The 17,945-nt window shown below is 71.4% G+C and carries 18 protein-coding genes; 9 read left to right on the forward strand and 9 right to left on the reverse strand.

Features of this window, described 5'->3' with window-relative positions; translation table 11 throughout:
* The first annotated feature begins 296 nt into the window (after nucleotides 1-296).
* A complete protein-coding gene (locus tag OG764_RS12320; RefSeq protein WP_328968464.1) occupies nucleotides 297-917 on the forward strand; it encodes a TetR/AcrR family transcriptional regulator in 621 nt (206 codons plus the stop codon).
* A gap of 72 nt (nucleotides 918-989) precedes the next feature.
* Here OG764_RS12320 and OG764_RS12325 read toward each other — a convergent pair whose 3' ends face one another.
* The 4 genes from OG764_RS12325 to OG764_RS12340 all read right to left on the reverse strand — a co-directional run bounded on the left by OG764_RS12325 (nucleotide 990) and on the right by OG764_RS12340 (nucleotide 4,969).
* Complete coding sequence (locus OG764_RS12325; protein ID WP_328968465.1) at nucleotides 990-2,690, reverse strand: acyl-CoA mutase large subunit family protein; 1,701 nt, start codon at nucleotides 2,688-2,690, stop codon at nucleotides 990-992.
* A 76-nt stretch (nucleotides 2,691-2,766) separates the two neighbouring features.
* On the reverse strand, nucleotides 2,767-3,096 hold the full coding sequence (locus OG764_RS12330) for a DUF3817 domain-containing protein (protein ID WP_328968466.1): 330 nt from the start codon (nucleotides 3,094-3,096) through the stop codon (nucleotides 2,767-2,769).
* 44 nt (nucleotides 3,097-3,140) lie between these two features.
* Nucleotides 3,141-3,647 carry a MarR family winged helix-turn-helix transcriptional regulator gene (locus OG764_RS12335; RefSeq protein ID WP_328968467.1) on the reverse strand — a complete coding sequence of 169 codons (507 nt, stop codon included), beginning with the start codon at nucleotides 3,645-3,647 and terminating at the stop codon, nucleotides 3,141-3,143.
* A 20-nt stretch (nucleotides 3,648-3,667) separates the two neighbouring features.
* On the reverse strand, nucleotides 3,668-4,969 hold the full coding sequence (locus OG764_RS12340; RefSeq protein ID WP_328968468.1) for an MFS transporter: 1,302 nt from the start codon (nucleotides 4,967-4,969) through the stop codon (nucleotides 3,668-3,670).
* Between the two features lie 195 nt (nucleotides 4,970-5,164).
* On the opposite strand from OG764_RS12340, the gene OG764_RS12345 reads away from it, so the two are divergent.
* The gene (locus OG764_RS12345; RefSeq protein ID WP_328968469.1) at nucleotides 5,165-6,178 is read left to right on the forward strand and encodes an ArsR/SmtB family transcription factor; all 1,014 of its coding nucleotides are present in this window, start codon (nucleotides 5,165-5,167) and stop codon (nucleotides 6,176-6,178) included.
* 167 nt (nucleotides 6,179-6,345) lie between these two features.
* Complete coding sequence (locus OG764_RS12350) at nucleotides 6,346-7,386, forward strand: glycoside hydrolase family 6 protein (RefSeq protein ID WP_328968470.1); 1,041 nt, start codon at nucleotides 6,346-6,348, stop codon at nucleotides 7,384-7,386.
* A 66-nt stretch (nucleotides 7,387-7,452) separates the two neighbouring features.
* Here OG764_RS12350 and OG764_RS12355 read toward each other — a convergent pair whose 3' ends face one another.
* From OG764_RS12355 to OG764_RS12365, 3 genes are all read right to left on the reverse strand, one after another.
* On the reverse strand, nucleotides 7,453-9,468 hold the full coding sequence (locus OG764_RS12355) for a kelch motif-containing protein (RefSeq protein ID WP_328968471.1): 2,016 nt from the start codon (nucleotides 9,466-9,468) through the stop codon (nucleotides 7,453-7,455).
* Nucleotides 9,469-9,471: 3 nt separating this feature from the next.
* Nucleotides 9,472-11,232 (reverse strand): glycosyltransferase family 2 protein, encoded by a 1,761-nt coding sequence (locus OG764_RS12360; protein ID WP_328968472.1) that lies wholly within the window; start codon nucleotides 11,230-11,232, stop codon nucleotides 9,472-9,474.
* A 387-nt stretch (nucleotides 11,233-11,619) separates the two neighbouring features.
* A complete protein-coding gene (locus OG764_RS12365; protein WP_328968473.1) occupies nucleotides 11,620-11,967 on the reverse strand; it encodes a DUF3817 domain-containing protein in 348 nt (115 codons plus the stop codon).
* Between the two features lie 152 nt (nucleotides 11,968-12,119).
* Here OG764_RS12365 and OG764_RS12370 point away from each other — a divergent pair, with 152 nt between their 5' ends.
* The 5 genes from OG764_RS12370 (at nucleotide 12,120) to OG764_RS41750 (ending at nucleotide 14,968) form a co-directional block, all read left to right on the forward strand.
* Nucleotides 12,120-12,758, forward strand: a complete 639-nt coding sequence (locus OG764_RS12370; RefSeq protein WP_328968474.1) for an AIM24 family protein — start codon at nucleotides 12,120-12,122, stop codon at nucleotides 12,756-12,758.
* Nucleotides 12,758-13,408, forward strand: a complete 651-nt coding sequence (locus tag OG764_RS12375; protein WP_328968475.1) for an AIM24 family protein — start codon at nucleotides 12,758-12,760, stop codon at nucleotides 13,406-13,408. The genes OG764_RS12370 and OG764_RS12375 overlap by 1 nt, the downstream gene beginning before the upstream one ends.
* 77 nt (nucleotides 13,409-13,485) lie before the next feature.
* Nucleotides 13,486-14,256: an AIM24 family protein gene (locus tag OG764_RS12380; RefSeq protein ID WP_328972973.1), complete on the forward strand. Its 771-nt coding sequence runs from the start codon at nucleotides 13,486-13,488 to the stop codon at nucleotides 14,254-14,256.
* 86 nt (nucleotides 14,257-14,342) lie between these two features.
* Nucleotides 14,343-14,819, forward strand: coding sequence for a MarR family winged helix-turn-helix transcriptional regulator (locus OG764_RS12385; protein WP_328968476.1), 477 nt, complete (start codon nucleotides 14,343-14,345; stop codon nucleotides 14,817-14,819).
* 74 nt (nucleotides 14,820-14,893) lie between these two features.
* Nucleotides 14,894-14,968, forward strand: a complete 75-nt coding sequence (locus tag OG764_RS41750) for a 50S ribosomal protein bL37 (RefSeq protein WP_372460710.1) — start codon at nucleotides 14,894-14,896, stop codon at nucleotides 14,966-14,968.
* Nucleotides 14,969-15,082: 114 nt separating this feature from the next.
* Here OG764_RS41750 and meaB read toward each other — a convergent pair whose 3' ends face one another.
* Together meaB and OG764_RS12395 are read right to left on the reverse strand one after the other, a co-directional pair.
* Nucleotides 15,083-16,042, reverse strand: coding sequence for a methylmalonyl Co-A mutase-associated GTPase MeaB (gene meaB, locus OG764_RS12390; RefSeq protein ID WP_328968477.1), 960 nt, complete (start codon nucleotides 16,040-16,042; stop codon nucleotides 15,083-15,085).
* 41 nt (nucleotides 16,043-16,083) lie between these two features.
* On the reverse strand, nucleotides 16,084-17,286 hold the full coding sequence (locus OG764_RS12395; RefSeq protein WP_328968478.1) for an acetyl-CoA C-acetyltransferase: 1,203 nt from the start codon (nucleotides 17,284-17,286) through the stop codon (nucleotides 16,084-16,086).
* Nucleotides 17,287-17,431: 145 nt separating this feature from the next.
* Between OG764_RS12395 and mce the strand changes: the two genes are divergently transcribed.
* On the forward strand, nucleotides 17,432-17,860 hold the full coding sequence (gene mce / locus OG764_RS12400) for a methylmalonyl-CoA epimerase (RefSeq protein ID WP_328968479.1): 429 nt from the start codon (nucleotides 17,432-17,434) through the stop codon (nucleotides 17,858-17,860).
* Nucleotides 17,861-17,945 lie beyond the last annotated feature (85 nt).

Consider the following 17,945-nt stretch of genomic DNA (forward strand, 5'->3'; position numbering starts at 1 on the left):
GTACATCCTCCCCCCTGCGCGCGCGGCCGCGAAAAGACCGGCCGAAAACATCCGGTCCGAAGGCCGGTTGTGAAGTACTGGTGTGACGTCCTGCCCGGAGGCCGTGACGTGGTGCCTGACGTGCCGCCCGCCGGAGGAAGCCGGACGGGGCGGCGGAGCGGGCGGCGCCTGGTCCCCACCGGGCGCCTGTGGTTGTCGCTCTTACGCTACGAGCCGTAGCGTAACTGCCCGCGGCCCGCGGCGCCCCGTGATGTGGGCCACAGGATGAATTACTACCGACGGGTATGGTCACCGCCATGCACCCCAGACCCCCCGCCCGGACCGGCCGCCCGCGCAGCGCCGCCGCGGACGCCGCGATCCTCGGCGCGACCAGGGACGCCCTGGTCGAACTGGGCTGGTCGAAGCTGACGATGGGCGACGTCTCGGCCCGCGCCGGGGTCGCGAAGACCACGCTCTACCGCCGCTGGGCGGGCAAGAACGAGCTGGTCGTGGATGCGGTGGCGGAACTCTTCGACGCCCTGGAGCTGCCCGACCGGGGCTCGCTCGAAGCCGACATCGAGGGCGTGGTCCTGCAGTTCGCGGAGCTGCTGAGGCGGCCCGAGGCGCGCACCGCGCTGATGGCCGTCGTCGCCGAGTCCACCCGCGACGAGGCGCTGCGCGACCGGATCCGGTCGGCGATCGTGGAGCGGCAGAAGCACCTGGTCGTGCTCGGCCGCCAGCGCGCCCAGGCGCGCGGGGAGCTTCCGTACGAGGAGGACGAGGCGGTCGCCGGGCACACCACGGACCTGATCTTCGACGTGATCGCGGGCACCGTCGTGCACCGGGCGCTGGTCAGCGCCGAGCCCGTGGACGGTCTGTGGGTGGCCACCTTCACCTCCCTGCTGATGCACGGCCTCAAGGGCGTCGCGCAGCTCTGAGCCGCGCGACGCCCTCGATGCGCCCTCGACGGTGCGGGCCCCGGATGTGCGGGCCCCGGGTGGTGCGCGGGGCTAGAAGCCGGGGGGCTCGGTGTACGTGCCCCACTCGTCCCGCAGGGTGTTGCAGATCTCGCCGAGCGTGGCCTCGGCCCGTACGGCGTCCAGCATCGCCGGGATCATGTTCGAGCCGTCCCGGGCGGCGGCCAGCATCTCGGCCAGCGCCGTCTGGACCTTCGCGTCGTCGCGGCGGCCCTTGCGCTCGCCGAGCAGCCGGACCTGCTCCCACTCGACCTCGTGGCTGACCCGCAGGATCTCCAGGTCGCCGGTGACGGAGCCGTGGTGGGCGTTGACGCCGACGACCAGCTTGTCGCCCTTCTCCAGGGACCGCTGGTAGCGGAAGGCGGATTCGGCGATCTCGCCGGTGAACCAGCCGTCCTCGATGCCGCGCAGGATGCCCGAGGTGATCGGGCCGACCGGGTGCTGCCCGTTCGGGTGCGCGCGCAGCCCGCGCTCCTTGATCTGCTCGAAGATCTTCTCGGCGTCGGCCTCGATGCGGTCCGTGAGCTGCTCCACGTACCAGGAGCCGCCCAGCGGGTCGGCCACGTTGGCGACGCCGGTCTCCTCCATCAGCACCTGCTGGGTGCGCAGGGCGATCTCGGCGGCCTGCTCGCTGGGCAGCGCGAGGGTCTCGTCGAGGGCGTTGGTGTGCAGCGAGTTGGTGCCGCCGAGGATCGCGGAGAGGGCCTCCACCGCGGTGCGCACGACGTTGTTGTACGGCTGCTGGGCGGTGAGCGAGACGCCGGCGGTCTGGGTGTGGAAGCGCAGCCACATGGCCTTGTCGCTCTGCGCGCCGTAGACCTCCTTCATCCAGCGGGCCCAGATCCGGCGGGCGGCGCGGAACTTGGCGATCTCCTCGAAGAAGTCGAGGTGCGCGTCGAAGAAGAAGGACAGGCCGGGCGCGAAGACGTCCACGTCCATGCCGCGGGAGAGGCCGAGCTCCACGTACCCGAAGCCGTCGGCGAGGGTGTACGCGAGCTCCTGCGCGGCCGTCGCCCCGGCCTCGCGGATGTGGTAGCCGGAGACGGAGAGCGGCTTGTAGGCGGGGATGCCGGTCGCGCAGTACTCCATGAGGTCGCCGATGAGGCGAAGGTGCGGCTCCGGCTCGAAGAGCCACTCCTTCTGGGCGATGTACTCCTTGAAGATGTCGGTCTGGAGCGTCCCGTTGAGGACGGCCGGGTCGACGCCCTGCCGCTCGGCGGCGACGAGGTACATGCAGAAGACGGGGACGGCGGGCCCGCTGATGGTCATCGAGGTGGTGACGTCGCCGAGCGGAATGTCCTTGAAGAGGACCTCCATGTCGGCGGCCGAGTCGATGGCCACACCGCAGTGGCCGACCTCGCCGAGGGCGCGCGGGTCGTCGGAGTCGCGGCCCATCAGGGTCGGCATGTCGAAGGCCACGGACAGGCCGCCGCCGCCGGCCGCCAGGATCATCTTGTAGCGCTCGTTGGTCTGCTCGGCGTTGCCGAAGCCGGCGAACTGGCGGATGGTCCAGGTCCGGCCGCGGTAGCCGGTGGGGTGCAGGCCGCGGGTGAAGGGGTACTCCCCCGGCCAGCCGATGCGCTCGAAGCCCTCGTAGGCGTCGCCGGGCCGCGGCCCGTAGACCGGCTCGACGGAATCGCCGGAGAGGGTGGAGAAGTCGGCGTCCCGCTTGCGGGCCCGGTCGTAACGGGCCTGCCAGCGAAGGCGGCCCTGCTCGATGGCGTCAGCGTCCATGCCCACGAATTTACTAGGACGTCCTACTAAATGTCGATGGCAAACCCCGGGGAGATGCCCCCGGGGTGGCCGCGGATCAGGCCTTCGCGGTCGCCAGACCGTCGCTGACCAGCGGCTCGATCTCGGCGCGTACGTTCTTCTCGACGAAGAAGGCGGCGAGCGGGATGGTGCCGCTGACCATGACCCAGAGCATCCTGCCGAACGGCCACTTCGCCTTGGAGCTGAGGTCGAAGGCGAAGACCAGGTAGATCATGAAGAGCACGCCGTGGACCTGGGAGACCACGAAGGTCAGGTCGGCGCCCTTGTCGAAGCCGTACTTGAAAATCATGCACGTGCACAGCACGAGCAGCATGATCGCGGTGGCGAAGGCCATCACCCGGTACCTGGTCAGCACGCTCTTCTTCATGTCCACGAGCGTAGCCGTCCGTTTTGGCCGATCTTGACGGGGGGCTACTCGTCGAAATCGTCGGCGGCGACCCGCAGCGGGCGCAGCAGGGCGAAGATCTCGGCGCACTCCTCCGCGTCGTACGCGCCGAGGCCGAAGTCCATGGCCATCAGGTCCTTGGTGGCCGCCTCGACCACCTCGCGGCCCTTCTCGGTGATCGACGCGAGGGTGCCCCGGCCGTCGTTGGGGTTCGGCCGCCGGGCCACCAGGCCGGACTTCACCAGCCGGTCGACCGTGTTCGTCACCGAGGTCGGGTGCACCATCAGCCGCTCGCCGATCTTCGACATGGGCAGCTCGCCGGCCTTGGAGAAGGTGAGCAGCACCAGCGCCTCGTAGCGGGCGAAGGTCAGCCCGTACGGCTTGACGACGGCGTCTACCTCGGCGAGGAGGATCTGGTGGGCCCGCATGATCGACGTGATCGCGGCCATCGCGGGCACGGGGCCCCAGCGGCGCTGCCACAGCTCGTCGGCGCGGGCGATGGGGTCGAAGGGAAGACTGAGCGGCTTGGGCACCGCACGACCCTACCGCCCGGTCATTTCGCGTTCAGCCCCGTCTCGCCTTTCGGTCCCCGCCGTTGGCCGTCGGGCCGGTCGTCCCGATGTCCGTCCCCGTGTCCGTCGCGGGGGTCGTCGCGGCGGGCGCCGGTGGCCCGGAGTTCGCCGAGGAGCACCAGGACGCAGAGCGTGCCGAGTACGGCGGCGCCGACGACCACCAGGTGGACGGGCACCAGCTCGGCCGCCAGCCCGGCCAGCGCCATGCCGGCGCCCTGGAGCGTCATCAGGCCGGTGCTCAGCAGGGTCATGGCCCGGCCGCGCAGCTCCTCGGGGACGGCGTCCACCCACCACCGGTCGAGGCCGATCGTGTAGGCGTGCGCGAGCCCCGCGAGCAGCAGGACCGCTGCGAGCGGCGCGGCGGCGGGCCGCAGCGCGTACGCGAGCAGCGGCAGCAGGCTGACCGCGGCGAGGGGAACGACGAGCCGGGAGCGGGCGGCCGGGCCGAGCGCCGAGCCGGCCCACAGCTCGCCGGCGATGGTGCCGACGGGCAGCGCGCACATCAGCAGGCCGAGCGTGGCGGTGCCCGCGCCGATGTCGTGGACGTACGGGGCCATCAGCGCCTCGGGGGCCACCACGAACACCGGGGGCAGCCAGCACATGAGGGTCAGCGCGCGCAGCCGGCGGTCGCCGAACACGGCCCGCAGGCCGGCGAGCGGGCCGCTGCGGGGGCCGCCGGCGGCGCGGGCGGGCCGGTTCGCGGTGCCCAGGCGCAGCAGGAGCGCCGAGCCGAGGAAGGTGCCGGCGGTGAGCGCGAGCGCGCCGCGCGGCGGGACCGCCACGAGCAGCAGTCCGCCCAGCCCGAACCCGATGAGCTGGGCGGACTGGGCGACCATCCGCAGCAGCGAGCGGCCGAGTACGAAGCGGTCGCCGTCGCCGAGTATGTCGGCGAGGGAGGCGTTGCGGGTGCCCTGGAAGAGCGGGGCGACGAACGCCATGGCGCAGCGCAGCACGAGCAGGCCCGCGACGGGGGTGGCGGGCAGCACCATCAGGGCGGCGCACCCTGCGCACACGAGGTCGCAGGCGACCAGGACCCGGCGGGCGGGGTACCGGTCCGCGACGCCGGCGAGCAGGGTGCCGCCGAGGAGGTACGGGAGGAAGCCGAGCGCGAAGGTGAGGGCGCTCATCAGGGGGGATCCGGTGAGCCGGTAGACGAGGACGGTGAGGGAGATCTCGGCGATGACCAGCCCCAGCACGGAGGCGAGGTGCGCGGCGAACACCGGGCGGAATTCCCGGACCCGGAACGCGGAGCGGTAACCGGCGGTGGGTGCGTTGACGGACATCCCCCGAGCCTGCCCACCCACCCCCACCCAACCGATAGATTCGCCCCACCCCGAATCCACCCCGCCGCTACCCCCGCGGCCCACCAGAATCCAGCCTCGCCGAATGGGGTTGCCGCCAGCGGCAAGGCTGCGGGTTGCCGCCCAGCGGGCGGCGGGGGTGGAGCGGGTTGGGTTGGGTGACGAGGAGGTGCGGCGGTGTTTCATCTGCGGTTCGGGGAGGCGGACCTGCTGCGCTGCCGGTTCGCCGTGTCTCCCCGATGGGAGACCCAGGAAGCCGTACGCACCCTGCAACGCCCGGAACGCCTCGCCTACCACCTGCCCTGGCTCCGCCGGGCCCGCGAGGCCGCCGCGCCCCTGGACCTGCGCCCCCTGTGGCTGCTGATGCCCCAGCGCGGGCACACCCCGGACTTCCTCGGGCCGCCCCCGATCGGCCCGGCCGCCTCCTTCGACCAGGAGCTCGCCCGCATCCGCGCGGCCGCCGCCGACCCGGCGGCGGTCCGCGACGACCTCGCCCGCTCGCTCGCCTGCACGCCCGGCGCCCTGGAGTCCCCGCAGGGCCGGGAGCTGCTGGACGATCCGGTCCGCGCGGTGGAACGGCTCGCGGACCTGACCGAACAGGCCTGGCACGCCCTGGTGGAGCCGTACTGGCCCCGGCTGCGGGCGCTGCTGGAGGCCGACATCGTCTTCCACGCCCGGCGGCTGGCCACCTCGGGTCTGGCGGGGCTGTTCGCCGGGCTCCACCCCGACCTGCACTGGGACGAGGCAAGCAGCACGCTCACCCTGGACCGGGTCACCCATCACGACCGGGACCTCGGCGGGCAGGGCCTGGTCCTGATGCCGAGCGCCTTCGTCTGGCCGGAGGTGGCGGGCGGCTTCGACCCGCCGTGGCAGCCGACCGTGGCGTACCCGGCCCGCGGGATCGGCGCGCTGTGGACCGAGCCGCGCGAGCGGACGCCCGAGGCGTTGGCCCGGCTGTTCGGGCGGGCCCGGGCGGACGTGCTGTGCGCGCTCGCCGAGCCCGCGTCGACGACGGCGCTCGCGCGGCGGCTCGGGCTGGCGCCGTCGTCGGTCTCGGCGCACCTGAAGGCGTTGGCGGGTGCCGGACTGCTGCTCGCGCACCGGCACGGCCGTCAGGTCCTGTACGAGCGCACCCCCTTGGGCATCGCCCTGGCCACGCCCCCCTCCCCAGGCCCCGACCCCACCGGCTGAGCCCGGCCCCCTCGCCGACGCGCGGGGGGCAAACCGCTGCCCCGGCGGCAACTCCCAGGGGCAGGGGCGGGAAGTCGGGGTGGGCGGTGTCGTGGCCTGCGGCTACGTGTCCGTTATGTCACGATGACCCGGTCCGCTTCCCGCCCAGCCATCCCGAGGGGCCCCGGATGTCCGGCCACCGAAGCCACCGACACGTCACCCTCCCCCTCAGCCTCGCTCTGCTGATGGCGCCGGTCACGGCCGCCTGTTCGGGGTCCGCGGAGCCGCCGCCGCGGGCCGCCGAGCCCGGCGCCTCCCGGCCGGCCTCCCCCACCGGGTCCCCGGCGCCCGAGTCCCCGTTCTGGGTGGACCCGCACAGCGACGCGGCCCGCCAGGTGGCCCAATGGGAGGCGCAGGGCCGCAACAGCGACGCGCAGGTGCTGCGCCGCATCGCGGAGCGGCCGATGGCGCTGTGGGGTCCCGGCGACGACCCGGGCCCGGAGATCCGGCGGGCCGTCACCAGCGCCAAGGCGGCCCGGCGCACCGTCGTGCTCACCGCGTACAACATCCCGTACCGGGACTGCGGCCAGCACTCGGCGGGCGGCGCCTGGAACGCCGAGGCCTACCGCCGCTGGATCGGGGCCTTCGCGGACAACATCGGCGACGCCAGGGCCATCGTGATCCTGGAGCCCGACGCGATCCCGCACATCATCGACGGGTGTACGCAGGCGGACCACCACGACGAGCGGTACCGGCTGCTGGCCGAGGCGGTGACCCGGCTCAAGCGCCAGCCGAACACCCGGGTCTACCTGGACGCGGGCAATCCGGCCTGGATCCCGGACCCGACGAAACTGGTCGAGCCGCTCTACAAGGCCGGGCTCGAACGGGCCGACGGCTTCTCGCTGAACGTCTCCAACTTCCAGCCGGACGACGTGGGCCGGGAGTACGGGGCCCGCATCTCGAAGGCGACCGGCGGCAAGCACTTCGTGATCGACACCAGCCGCAACGGCGACGGCCCGCTGCCCGGCAACCGGACCGAGGCCTGGTGCAACCCGCCGGGGCGGGCGCTGGGCGCGCCGCCCACCGACCGGACGGGCGACGCGCTCGTCGACGCGTACCTGTGGATCAAGCGGCCCGGCGAGTCCGACGGGCAGTGCCGGGGCGGCCCCGCGGCGGGCAAGTGGTGGCCGGACTACGCCCTGGGGCTGGCCCGCCGGGCCAAGGAGTAGGCCTACCGACCAGCCTCACACCGCGGTCACCGCCAAGCCCGGCCCCGGCTGGGGCCCCAGCCACCGTCACAGCCGCGGCCGCATCCCGGTCCGCGCGGGCCCGCTCCCGGGCTCCACCGGCTTGACGGGCTTGACCTGGATCCACTTGGCCACGGACGGCGTGCCGTCGGCGTCCGTCACGAAGAGCATGTACCAGCCGGGCGGCACCAGGGTCGGGTCGCCGGGCACCTTGACGGTCACCGAGTCGCCGGTGCGGGTCAGCCCGAGTTCGATCGAGCGCTGCTCGACGTCCGTGGTGTGGGTGACGGCGCTGGGCCGCATCAGGCGGGCCCGCTCGATCCGTCCGGGGTCGGGTGCGCTGAAGGTGGCCCGGCCGTTCTGGTCGACCTCCTGCGGGCCGTCGCCCAGCTTCGGCCGGCGCTCCGGGTCCCGGTGCAGGTAGGGCGGGGTGTAGACCTCCAGCCGGGTGTCGAACTTGCCGAGTTTGGTGTTGTCCTTGTCGGAGAAGAGCGGGTCGGAGCCGAAGGTGGCGACCCGTCCGTCGGGCAGCAGCAGCGCCTCCGAGTGGTAGTTGCGGCCGACGGAGGGCGCTGCGGCGGTGACGAAGGTGTTGGTCTTCGGCCAGTAGAACTGCGCCTTGTGGATGTCGCTGGCGCCGCGGCCGCGGTAGTCGGCCGCGCCGCCGGTGGTGAAGACGGAGTCGTCCGGGAGGATCACCGAGCTGAGGTAGCGGGTGCCCTGCGGGAGCGAGGGCCCGTTCTTGAAGACCGGGCCGTCCTCCTTGAGGTCGATGATCGAGGTGCGTCCGGTGGCCTTGCGGGACTCGCCGACGCCGCCGCCGCCGAGCACCATCAGCCGCTGGTCCTGCGCGGGCGGCAGCAACAGCGAGGAGGACGTCTCCAGCTGGTCCGCGTCGGTGAGGCCGGTCAGTTTGGTGAACGTGTTGGTCTTCACGTCCCACAGGCCGGGTTCGCGGCCCTTGCCGGCGGGTCCGTAGCCGGCGTTGGAGCCGGTGTAGAGGAGCTTGCCGCCCTTGGTGAGGAAGAGCGCGGGGTAGGTGGGGAAGTACCGGAAGGGGCCCTTGCCCCATTTCTTCGTCTGCGGGTCGTAGATCTCGTTGTCGCCGGGGACCACGTCGCCGACGTCGTTGAGGCCGGAGACGGCGAGCACCTTGCCGTCCTGGAGGCTCACGAGGGTCGGGTACCAGCGGGCGTCCTTCATCGGGTCGACCGGGATGTACTTCTCGGCCTTCGGGTCGAACTCGTAGGCGGCCTTGATGCCCTGGAAGTCCTGCTTGTCGACGCTGAGGCGCTCGGCGAGGCCGTAGACGTTGTCGGCGTCCTTGCCGCCCAGGCCGACGACCTCGTACTGCGCGGCCTGGGTGGTCAGGCCCTGCGGGCCCTCGTCGACGGCCTCGACGAAGACCCGTGCCTCGGCGGCCACGACCTTCGTCTTCCACGGCAGCATCCGGCCGCTCTTGGCGTACGAGATCTGGAACTCGCGCTTGGCCTTGGGGACGGTGACGTCGAAGCGGGACACGTACTCCACGCCGGAGGGCGAGCGGAAGACCGTGCCCTTCTTCAGCCTCACCTCCTTGTCCGGGCTCTCGTTCTTGACGCGCATGCCGCCGCCGGCCCGGGTGACCTTCCCGTCGAGGACCTCGTACCGCGCGGTGCCGCCGGCCACCAGCAGCCGGCCGTCGGGGAGCTGGCTGTGGCCCGAGCAGAAGAAGTCCTCGGGGGTGGGGATCTTCTTGAAGGTGTCGTTCGACGGGTCCCACAGGACGGTGTCGAAGCTGCCCTTGTCGAAGTTGCGCTGGCTGTTGCCGGACCCGGCGATGAGCAGCACCTTCCCGGTGTGCAGCAGGGCCGCGTGCATGGCGTTGATGCGATGGGTCTGGGGCATGTCGACCATCGCCCACGAGCCGTACTGGATCCGGTAGCTGGCCTGGCCGATCTTGTACGCCTCGTACTTGTCCTCGGCGAAGGAGAGGGCGGCGGGCGCGTTGAGCCCGGCGAGGACGACCACCGCGCCCGCGCCGAGGGCGGTCTTCTTGAACTTCTTGGAAGGCTGGTAGGCCATGGCTCAGTTCCCTCCGGTCGTCGTGGCGAAGGCCGGCTCCGGCTCGTCGCCCGGTTCGCCGCCGAGGGGGACGAGGGCCCGGGCGCGGGCCCGGCGGTCGCGGACCAGGGTCACGGTCCACACGGCGACCGGGGCGAGGGCGATCAGCAGGGCGAGGACGGCCCAGATCCGCATCGCGGCGTGGGTGTGGCCGTAGCGCACCGAGGCCGCGAGGGAGACCACGAGCAGGCCGGCCCAGTACAGGTGGATGCGGAAGGTGGTCAGCCGGTCGGGGCTGGCGCCGTCGCCCTTGGGGGTAACGACGAACCGGCCCCGCGTGCGCAGGAGCGCCGAGCCCAGGGACTTCAGGTAGACGGGCGCGCAGATCGCGGACATCGCCATGCCGGCGAGGCCGCCCGAGCCGGCGGGCTCGTGGGGCGAGACGTTGTGCCGCCGGTTCCAGAGGTAGAGGCCGATCTGGAGGGCGGCGGCGTCGCTGTAGAGCATCAGCCACACGGAGGAGGAGACCTGGGTGCCGGAGGCGCCGAACCACAGGAACAGGACGCAGCTGAGGATGCCGAGCAGCCAGTTCACGGCGGTCATCGGGTAGTAGACGAGCATCAGCGTGTAGTTGAGCCAGCGCCCCGGAGGCATCCGGAAGAAGCTCTTCCAGTACTGCTTGAAGAGGGTCTCGTAGGTGCCGCGGGACCAGCGCAGCTGCTGGGTGAAGAAGTCGGTCCAGGAGGCGGGTCCCTCCCCCACGGCGAGCACGTCGGGGGTGTACACGGAGCGCCAGAACCGGCCGGTGGCCTTGTTGCGGCTGCGGTGCAGCTCGAAGCCGGTGGCCATGTCCTCCGTGATGGAGTCGTAGAGCCCGCCGACCGCCTTGACGGCGCTGATCCGTACGGCGTTGTTGGTGCCGACGAACATGGGGGCGCCGTAGCGGTTCCCGGCGCGCTGGATCAGCGCGTGGAAGAGGTACTGCTGGGACTCGGCGGCCCGGGTGACGTACTCGGTGTAGTTCCCGTAGACCTGCGGGCCGACCACGAAGGCGACGTCGGGGTCGCGGAAGAACCCGAGCATCCGCTCCAGGAAGTTCGGCAGCGGCACGTGGTCGGTGTCGACGGAGGCGAAGAACTCGTAGTCGTCCCCGTGCATCGCCAGCCAGGCGTTGTAGTTGCCGTGCTTGGTCTTCGCGCGGTGCACGCCCTTCGCACGGTTCCACTCCGGGACACCCTTGCGGGTGAAGTGGCGCACGCCCAGCTCGGCGCAGAGCACCTTCGCCTCGGGGTCGTCGCCCTCGTCCAGCAGCCAGACGTCCAGGTGCCCGTCGTGCCGCATCCGTACGGCGCCCTCCAGGGTGGCCCGCAGCATGGCGAGCGGCTCCTTGCCGGGCACGTACGTGGTGAGGAACGCGACCCGGGTGCCGGGCTCGGGGGCGACCGGCACGGGGTCGCGGGCGACCATCGTCGCGTGCGCGATCGACAGCACGTTGACGAACATGAAGAACATGATCATCGCGATGGAGCCGAGCATGACCGCGTCCAGCCGCACCAGCCAGCGCTCGCCGCCCTCCCGCTGGGTCCAGTGCGTGGGCCACACCAGGTAGAGCAGCAGTCCGGCGGCGGCGGACGGCGCCAGCGACATCAGGAGGACCGCTCGTATTCGGTGTGGTTCCTTCGACAGCAGGGACCGGTACTGGACCCGGTAGCCGGTGGGGTCCGGTTCCCTGAGGGGGCCGGCGAGATGGCTGTGGGTCTCGTAGTCGTAGCCTTCCGGCCGCACGGTCCCTCCAGAGCTCGAACCCGATGCTTGATAACCCCACAAAAGTGGACACACCCAAGCGTGTCGAACGGGATTCGGCCGAGCGAGGGAGTCTGCCGCGCCGCACCCCCACACCGCCGTACGGGTGTACGCCCGCCCCCTCCGGCAGCCCCCGGCACGTCCGGCGGCCGGCCGCACGACCCGCGGCCGCACCACCCCGGAGCCATACGGGCCACCACCGGCCCGGCCACCGGCGCCCGGCCACCGCCACGACACCGCCCGCCCGGACTACCGCAGTTCGGCCGCACGGGCATCACGGCGCACCCCGCACACGACGAAGCCGCCGCCCGAAGACGGGCGGCGGCTGCGTTCACCGGATCGGAGGGCGCGCGGTGCGGGTCCCGGGTGTCAGGCCGCGGCGCCCTCCCGGCGGGCTCGGGCGGCGAGGACGCTCTCGGCCTCGTCGCGCTTGAGGAGCTTGTCGCCGTAGAGGCCGCCGAAGGGGACCAGGGCGAGGAGGAAGAAGAGGGCGGCCTTCTTGAACGGCCACTTCGCCTTGTTCCACACGTCCAGCAGAAAGACCGCGTAGATCACGAACAGCACGCCGTGCAGGGCGCCGAGCGGCATCATCAGGTAGTCGATGTCCGAGATCCGGCTGAGCAGCGAGCCGAAGATCAGGAGGGCCGGGAAGGACAGCGCCTCCGGTATCGAGATCAGGCGCAGTCGGTGCAGGGCGGAGGCGGTCTTGATGTCCACGGGGAACCTTCGGGCCGGGGGCTGGGACGTCCGCCATTCTCCCAGCCGGTTTGCCTGATCTTGACCCAGGGTCCGCCCGGACTGTCACGGGCCGGTTGTAATCGGGCAGGGGCCCCTGTTCGCCCGCGCCGGGGCCCACTAACGTCTCCCCCGTGGCTCAGTTCCGACTCCAAGGCAGCAAGGTGCTCGCCGTCGACCTGACCGGGGATGCCGTGAAAGCGAAGAACGGCTCCATGGTCGCGTACGACGGTCAGATGGCCTTCAAGAAGATGTCCGGCGGCGGTGAGGGCATCCGCGGCATGGTGACGCGGCGCCTCACCGGCGAACAGATGACCGTGATGGAGGTGCAAGGGCACGGCACGTGCTTCTTCGCCGACCGCGCGAGCGAGATCAACCTCGTCAACCTCCACGGCGAGAAGCTCTACGTCGAGTCCAGCAACCTGCTGTGCACCGACGGCGGGCTGCGCACCGGCACCACCTTCACCGGACTGCGGGGCGGAGCGACCGGCAACGGTCTCTTCACCACCACCGTCGAAGGCACCGGCCAGGCGGCGATCATGTCCGACGGCCCGGCGGTCGTGCTGCGCGTCAGCGCCCAGTACCCGCTCTCCGTGGACCCCGGTGCGTACATCGCGCACACCGGCAACCTCCAGCAGCACTTCCAGTCCGGGGTCACCTTCCGGACGCTCATCGGCGAGGGCTCGGGCGAGGCCTTCCAGATCCGCTTCGAGGGCGAGGGCCTGGTGTACGTCCAGCCCAGCGAGCGCAACACGGTCGGGGGTGACGTCTGATGCCGTTCCGTGAGATCAACTCGAAGATGATCGAGGCGCAGGTCGTGCCCGGCCAGCGCATCTACAGCCAGCGCGGCGCGATGCTCGCGTACCGCGGCGAGGTCTCGTTCACCCCGGACATCACCGGCGGCCAGGGCGGAGTCATGGGCATGATCGGCCGCCGGGTGGCCAACGAGCAGACCCCGCTGATGACGGTCGAGGGCCAGGGCACCGTGATGTTCGGCCACGGCGGCCACCACATCCAGGTGATCACCCTCCAGGGGGACACCCTGTACGTGGAGGCCGACCGGCTGCTGGCCTTCGACGGCACCCTCCAGCAGGGCACGATGTTCATGGGCTCGCAGGGCGGGGTCATGGGCATGGTGCGCGGCCAGGTCAGCGGCCAGGGCCTGTTCACCACCACCCTCAAGGGCCACGGCTCGGTCGCCGTGATGGCCCACGGCGGGGTCATCGAGCTCCCGATCACCCCCAACCGGCCGGTCCACGTGGACCCGCAGGCGTACGTGGCCCACCACGGGGACGTACGGAACAAGCTCTCCACCGCGCTCGGCTGGCGGGACATGGTGGGGCGCGGCTCGGGCGAGGCGTTCCAGCTGGAGCTGTCGGGGCACGGTGCCGTGTACGTCCAGGCGTCGGAGGAGAAGCTGTGAACTACGGACCCGCACCCAGCTTCGGCCCGGGCCCGGGCGGCCCCGGCGGCTTCGGCGGTCCCGGCGGCCCGAACGTCATGGACCCGCACTCGCTGCCGTCCGACGACAACGTCAACGCGTACACCTTCTGCGTGGAGCTCAAGGGGAGCCAGTGGTTCCTGCAGAAGGGCAAGATGATCGCCTACTACGGGCGCATCGAGTTCAACGGCATCGGGCACGGCCGCTTCGACCGGCTGCTGCGCACCAGCTTCCACTCGCCGCTGCACGCGGCGGACTGGGTGGTCGCCGAGGGCTCCGGGAAGATGCTGCTCGCCGACCGCGCCTTCGACGTCAACTCGTACGACCTGGACAACGGGAACCTGACGATCCGGTCGGGCAACCTGCTCGCGTACCAGCCGACGCTGGCGCTGAAGCAGTCGATCGTGCCGGGCTTCCTGACGCTGATCGGGACGGGCAAGTTCGTGGCGGCGTCCAACGGGCCGGTGGTGTTCATGGAGCCGCCGCTGCGGGTGGACCCGCAGGCGCTGGTGGGGTGGGCGGACTGCCCCTCCCCGTGCCACCACTACGACCACGGGTACATGCAGGGGATCATGGGCGGGGTGCGCCGGCTGGCGGGCATCGGCGGCGCTTCCGGCGAGGAGCACCAGTTCGAGTTCGTGGGGGCGGGCACGGTGCTGCTCCAGTCGTCCGAGACGCTCATGGCCGAGCAGCCGGTCGGTCAGGTGCACGCCGAGCCGGGGGTCCCGGGGCACCACCAGGCGCCGATGGGGCAGCAGCCGGGCGGGCAGCTCGGGGTACCCCGGATGCCGGGGCAGCTGGGGGACTTGCAGCGCCGCTTCGGTCTGTGACCGCTAGCCTTCCCAGGGTCACGTCACACGGTCGGGGGATCGTTCATTTTTGTACGTAATTCAACATCTTAGGGTAGAGTCCTCATATGGAGACTGAGACGGCAACCCGTTGGCTCGACGACGCCGAGCAGTGCGCCTGGCGCACCTACCTGGACGTCAACAGACTGCTGACGTACCAGATGGAGAAGGATCTCCAGCCGTTCGGACTGACCAACAACGACTACGAGATCCTGGTCAACCTCTCGGAGTCCGAGGACCACCGGATGCGGATGAGCGATCTCGCGACGGCGACCCTTCAGTCCAAGAGCCGCCTGTCCCACCAGATCACCCGCATGGAGACGGCCGGGCTCGTGGTCCGCGTGAACTGCGAGTCCGACCGCCGCGGCCTGTACGCGGTCCTGACCGAGCAGGGCATGGAGACCATGCGCAAGGTCGCCCCGCACCACGTGGCGTCCGTGCGCCGGCACTTCATCGACATGCTCAGCCCGGAGGCCCTCTCCGCGATGCACGCCTCCCTCAAGCCCGTCGCGGAGAAGCTGCGCGACACCCGGGGCAAGATCTGAGCGAGGCGCGATCCGAGCGGCGAACCTAGACTGGCGTACGCCCGTAATGTCCCCTGATGAGGGAGATGTACGCCATGTCGAAGCGCGGCAACAAGAGGCGAGCCCGCAAGAAGAAGGGCGCGAACCACGGCAAGCGCCCCAACACGTAGCGGCACCCGGGAGGGCCGGGTCGGCACCACCGACCCGGCCCTCCCGCATGCCCCAAGGGGCGCGGGGAACCGCGGGGGACCGCGGCCGGCCCCGCGGGCGTCGAAACGGCCGGGCTACGCCCCGGTGAGGCTCGCCAGCAGCTCGTCGGCGGCCGCGTACGGGTCCAGCGCGCCGGCCACCACGCGTTCCGCGAGGGCGCCCAGGTGCGCGTCACCGCGCAGGTCGCCGATCCGCGAGCGCAGGGCCGTCACGGTGATCGTCTCGATCTCGTGGGAGGCCCGGGCGGCCCGCCGCTGCGCCAGCACCCCGTGCTCCTCCATCCACGCGCGGTGCTTCTCCAGCGCCTCGACGACCTCGTCGATGCCCTGCCCGCGGGCGGCGACCGTCTTGACGATCGGGGGGCGCCAGTCGGCGGGGCCGCGGGACTCCCCCAGCCCCAGCATGTGGTTGAGCTCGCGGGCGGTCGCGTCCGCGCCGTCCCGGTCCGCCTTGTTCACGACGTACACGTCGCCGATCTCCAGGATGCCCGCCTTCGCGGCCTGGATGCCGTCGCCCATGCCGGGGGCGAGCAGCACCACGGAGGTGTCGGCCTGCGAGGCGATCTCCACCTCGGACTGCCCGACGCCGACCGTCTCGACCAGGATCACGTCGCAGCCGGCGCCGTCGAGCACCCGGATGGCCTGCGGGGCCGCCCAGGCGAGGCCGCCGAGGTGGCCGCGGGTGGCCATCGAGCGGATGTACACGCCGGGGTCGGAGGAGTGCTCCGACATCCGCACCCGGTCGCCGAGCAGCGCGCCGCCGGAGAACGGCGAGGACGGGTCGACGGCGAGGACGCCGACCCGTTTCCCGGCCCGCCGGTAGGCGGATACCAGAGCCGAGGTGGAGGTGGACTTGCCGACGCCCGGAGAACCGGTCAGGCCCACCACGTACGCGTTGCCCGTGAGCGGGGCCAGCGCCGCCATCACCTCGCGCAGCTGCGGGGACGCCCCTTCCACGAGTGAGATCAGCCGGGCCACCGCCCTGGGCCTGCCCTCGCGGGCCTGGGCCACCAGCTGGGGGACGTCCACCGTCATGCCTGCCTGCCTCCTCGTCGGTCGCGCTGTCGGTTACGGGATCACGCCTGCGGGACGCGCACGATCAGCGCGTCGCCCTGGCCGCCGCCGCCGCACAGGGCGGCCGCGCCGACGCCGCCGCCGCGGCGCTTGAGCTCCAGCGCGAGGTGCAGGACCACGCGGGCGCCGGACATGCCGATCGGGTGCCCCAGCGCGATCGCGCCACCGTTGACGTTCACCTTTTCCGGGGTCACGCCCAGGTCCTTCATTGACTGGACGGCGACCGCGGCGAAGGCCTCGTTGATCTCGATCAGGTCCAGGTCGGAGACCTCCAGGCCGTCCTTCTTCAGGGCGTGGAGGATCGCGTTCGACGGCTGCGACTGGAGCGAGTTGTCGGGTCCGGCCACGTTGCCGTGGGCACCGATTTCGGCCAGCCACTCCAGGCCCAGCTCCTCGGCCTTGGCCTTGCTCATCACGACGACCGCGGCGGCGCCGTCGGAGATCTGCGAGGAGGTGCCAGCGGTGATCGTGCCGTCCTTGGCGAAGGCCGGGCGCAGCTTGCCCAGGGACTCCACCGTGGTCTCGGCGCGGATGCCCTCGTCGGCGGAGAAGACGACCGGCTCGCCCTTGCGCTGCGGGATCTCGACCGGGGTGATCTCGGCCTCGAAGACGCCGTTCTTCTGGGCGGCGGCTGCCCGCTGGTGCGAGGCGGCGGCGAACTCGTCCTGGGGGGCGCGCTCGATGCCCAGGCGGGTGTTGTGCTTCTCCGTGGACTCGCCCATCGCGATGTTCTCGAAGGCGTCGGTCAGGCCGTCGTACGCCATCGCGTCGAGCATCTCGATCGCGCCGTACTTGTAGCCCTCGCGGGACTTGGGGAGCAGGTGCGGGGCGTTGGTCATGGACTCCTGGCCGCCGGCGACGACGATGTCGAACTCGCCGGCGCGGATCAGCTGGTCGGCGAGCGCGATGGCGTCCAGGCCGGAGAGGCAGACCTTGTTGATGGTCAGCGCCGGGACGTTCATCGGGATGCCGGCCTTGACGGCGGCCTGGCGGGCCGGGATCTGGCCGGCGCCGGCCTGGAGCACCTGGCCCATGATCACGTACTGGACCTGGTCGCCGGAGATGCCGGCCCGCTCCAGCGCGGACTTGATGGCGAAGCCGCCCAGGTCTGCACCCGAGAAGGACTTCAGTGAGCCGAGGAGGCGTCCCATGGGCGTACGGGCCCCTGCGACGATCACGGAAGTGGAGTTGTTCGTTCCGGACATGAGGCGGATCCCCTTTCAGCGGGGAAGCTGAGGAGTGAACGAGGGTTTACCTGAATGTACTGAGCAGTACCTGTGCCGTCACCCGGCATCCGGTGTGATCGCGCGCACGTTGCGTAACCACGGTGTCGACCGCTCCACTGGACCCATGCTGACGAGAATCGACCACATCGGGATTGCGTGCTTCGACCTCGACAAGACTGTCGAGTTCTACCGTGCCACGTACGGCTTCGAGGTGTTCCACACCGAGGTCAACGAGGAGCAGGGCGTCCGCGAGGCCATGCTCAAGATCAACGAGACCTCCGACGGCGGGGCCTCCTACCTCCAGCTCCTGGAGCCCACCCGCGAGGACTCCGCGGTCGGCAAGTGGCTGGCCAAGAACGGTGAGGGCGTCCACCACATCGCCTTCGGCACCGCCGACGTCGACGGCGACGCCGAGGCCATCCGCGGCAAGGGCGTGCGGGTCCTCTACGACCAGCCGCGCACCGGTTCCATGGGCTCCCGCATCACCTTCCTCCACCCCAAGGACTGCCACGGCGTCCTCACGGAACTGGTCACCTCCGCGCCCGGCCACTGACCTCTGCCACCCTGAGCACTGACCCCCGGATTCCTCGGCCGGTAGAGTGGCCGTGGCTCGGCCGGGGTTTGGTGCGGAGTTGTGG

The organism is Streptomyces sp. NBC_00239, from assembly GCF_036194065.1.
In the GTDB taxonomy this organism is placed as follows: Bacteria; Actinomycetota; Actinomycetes; order Streptomycetales; family Streptomycetaceae; genus Streptomyces.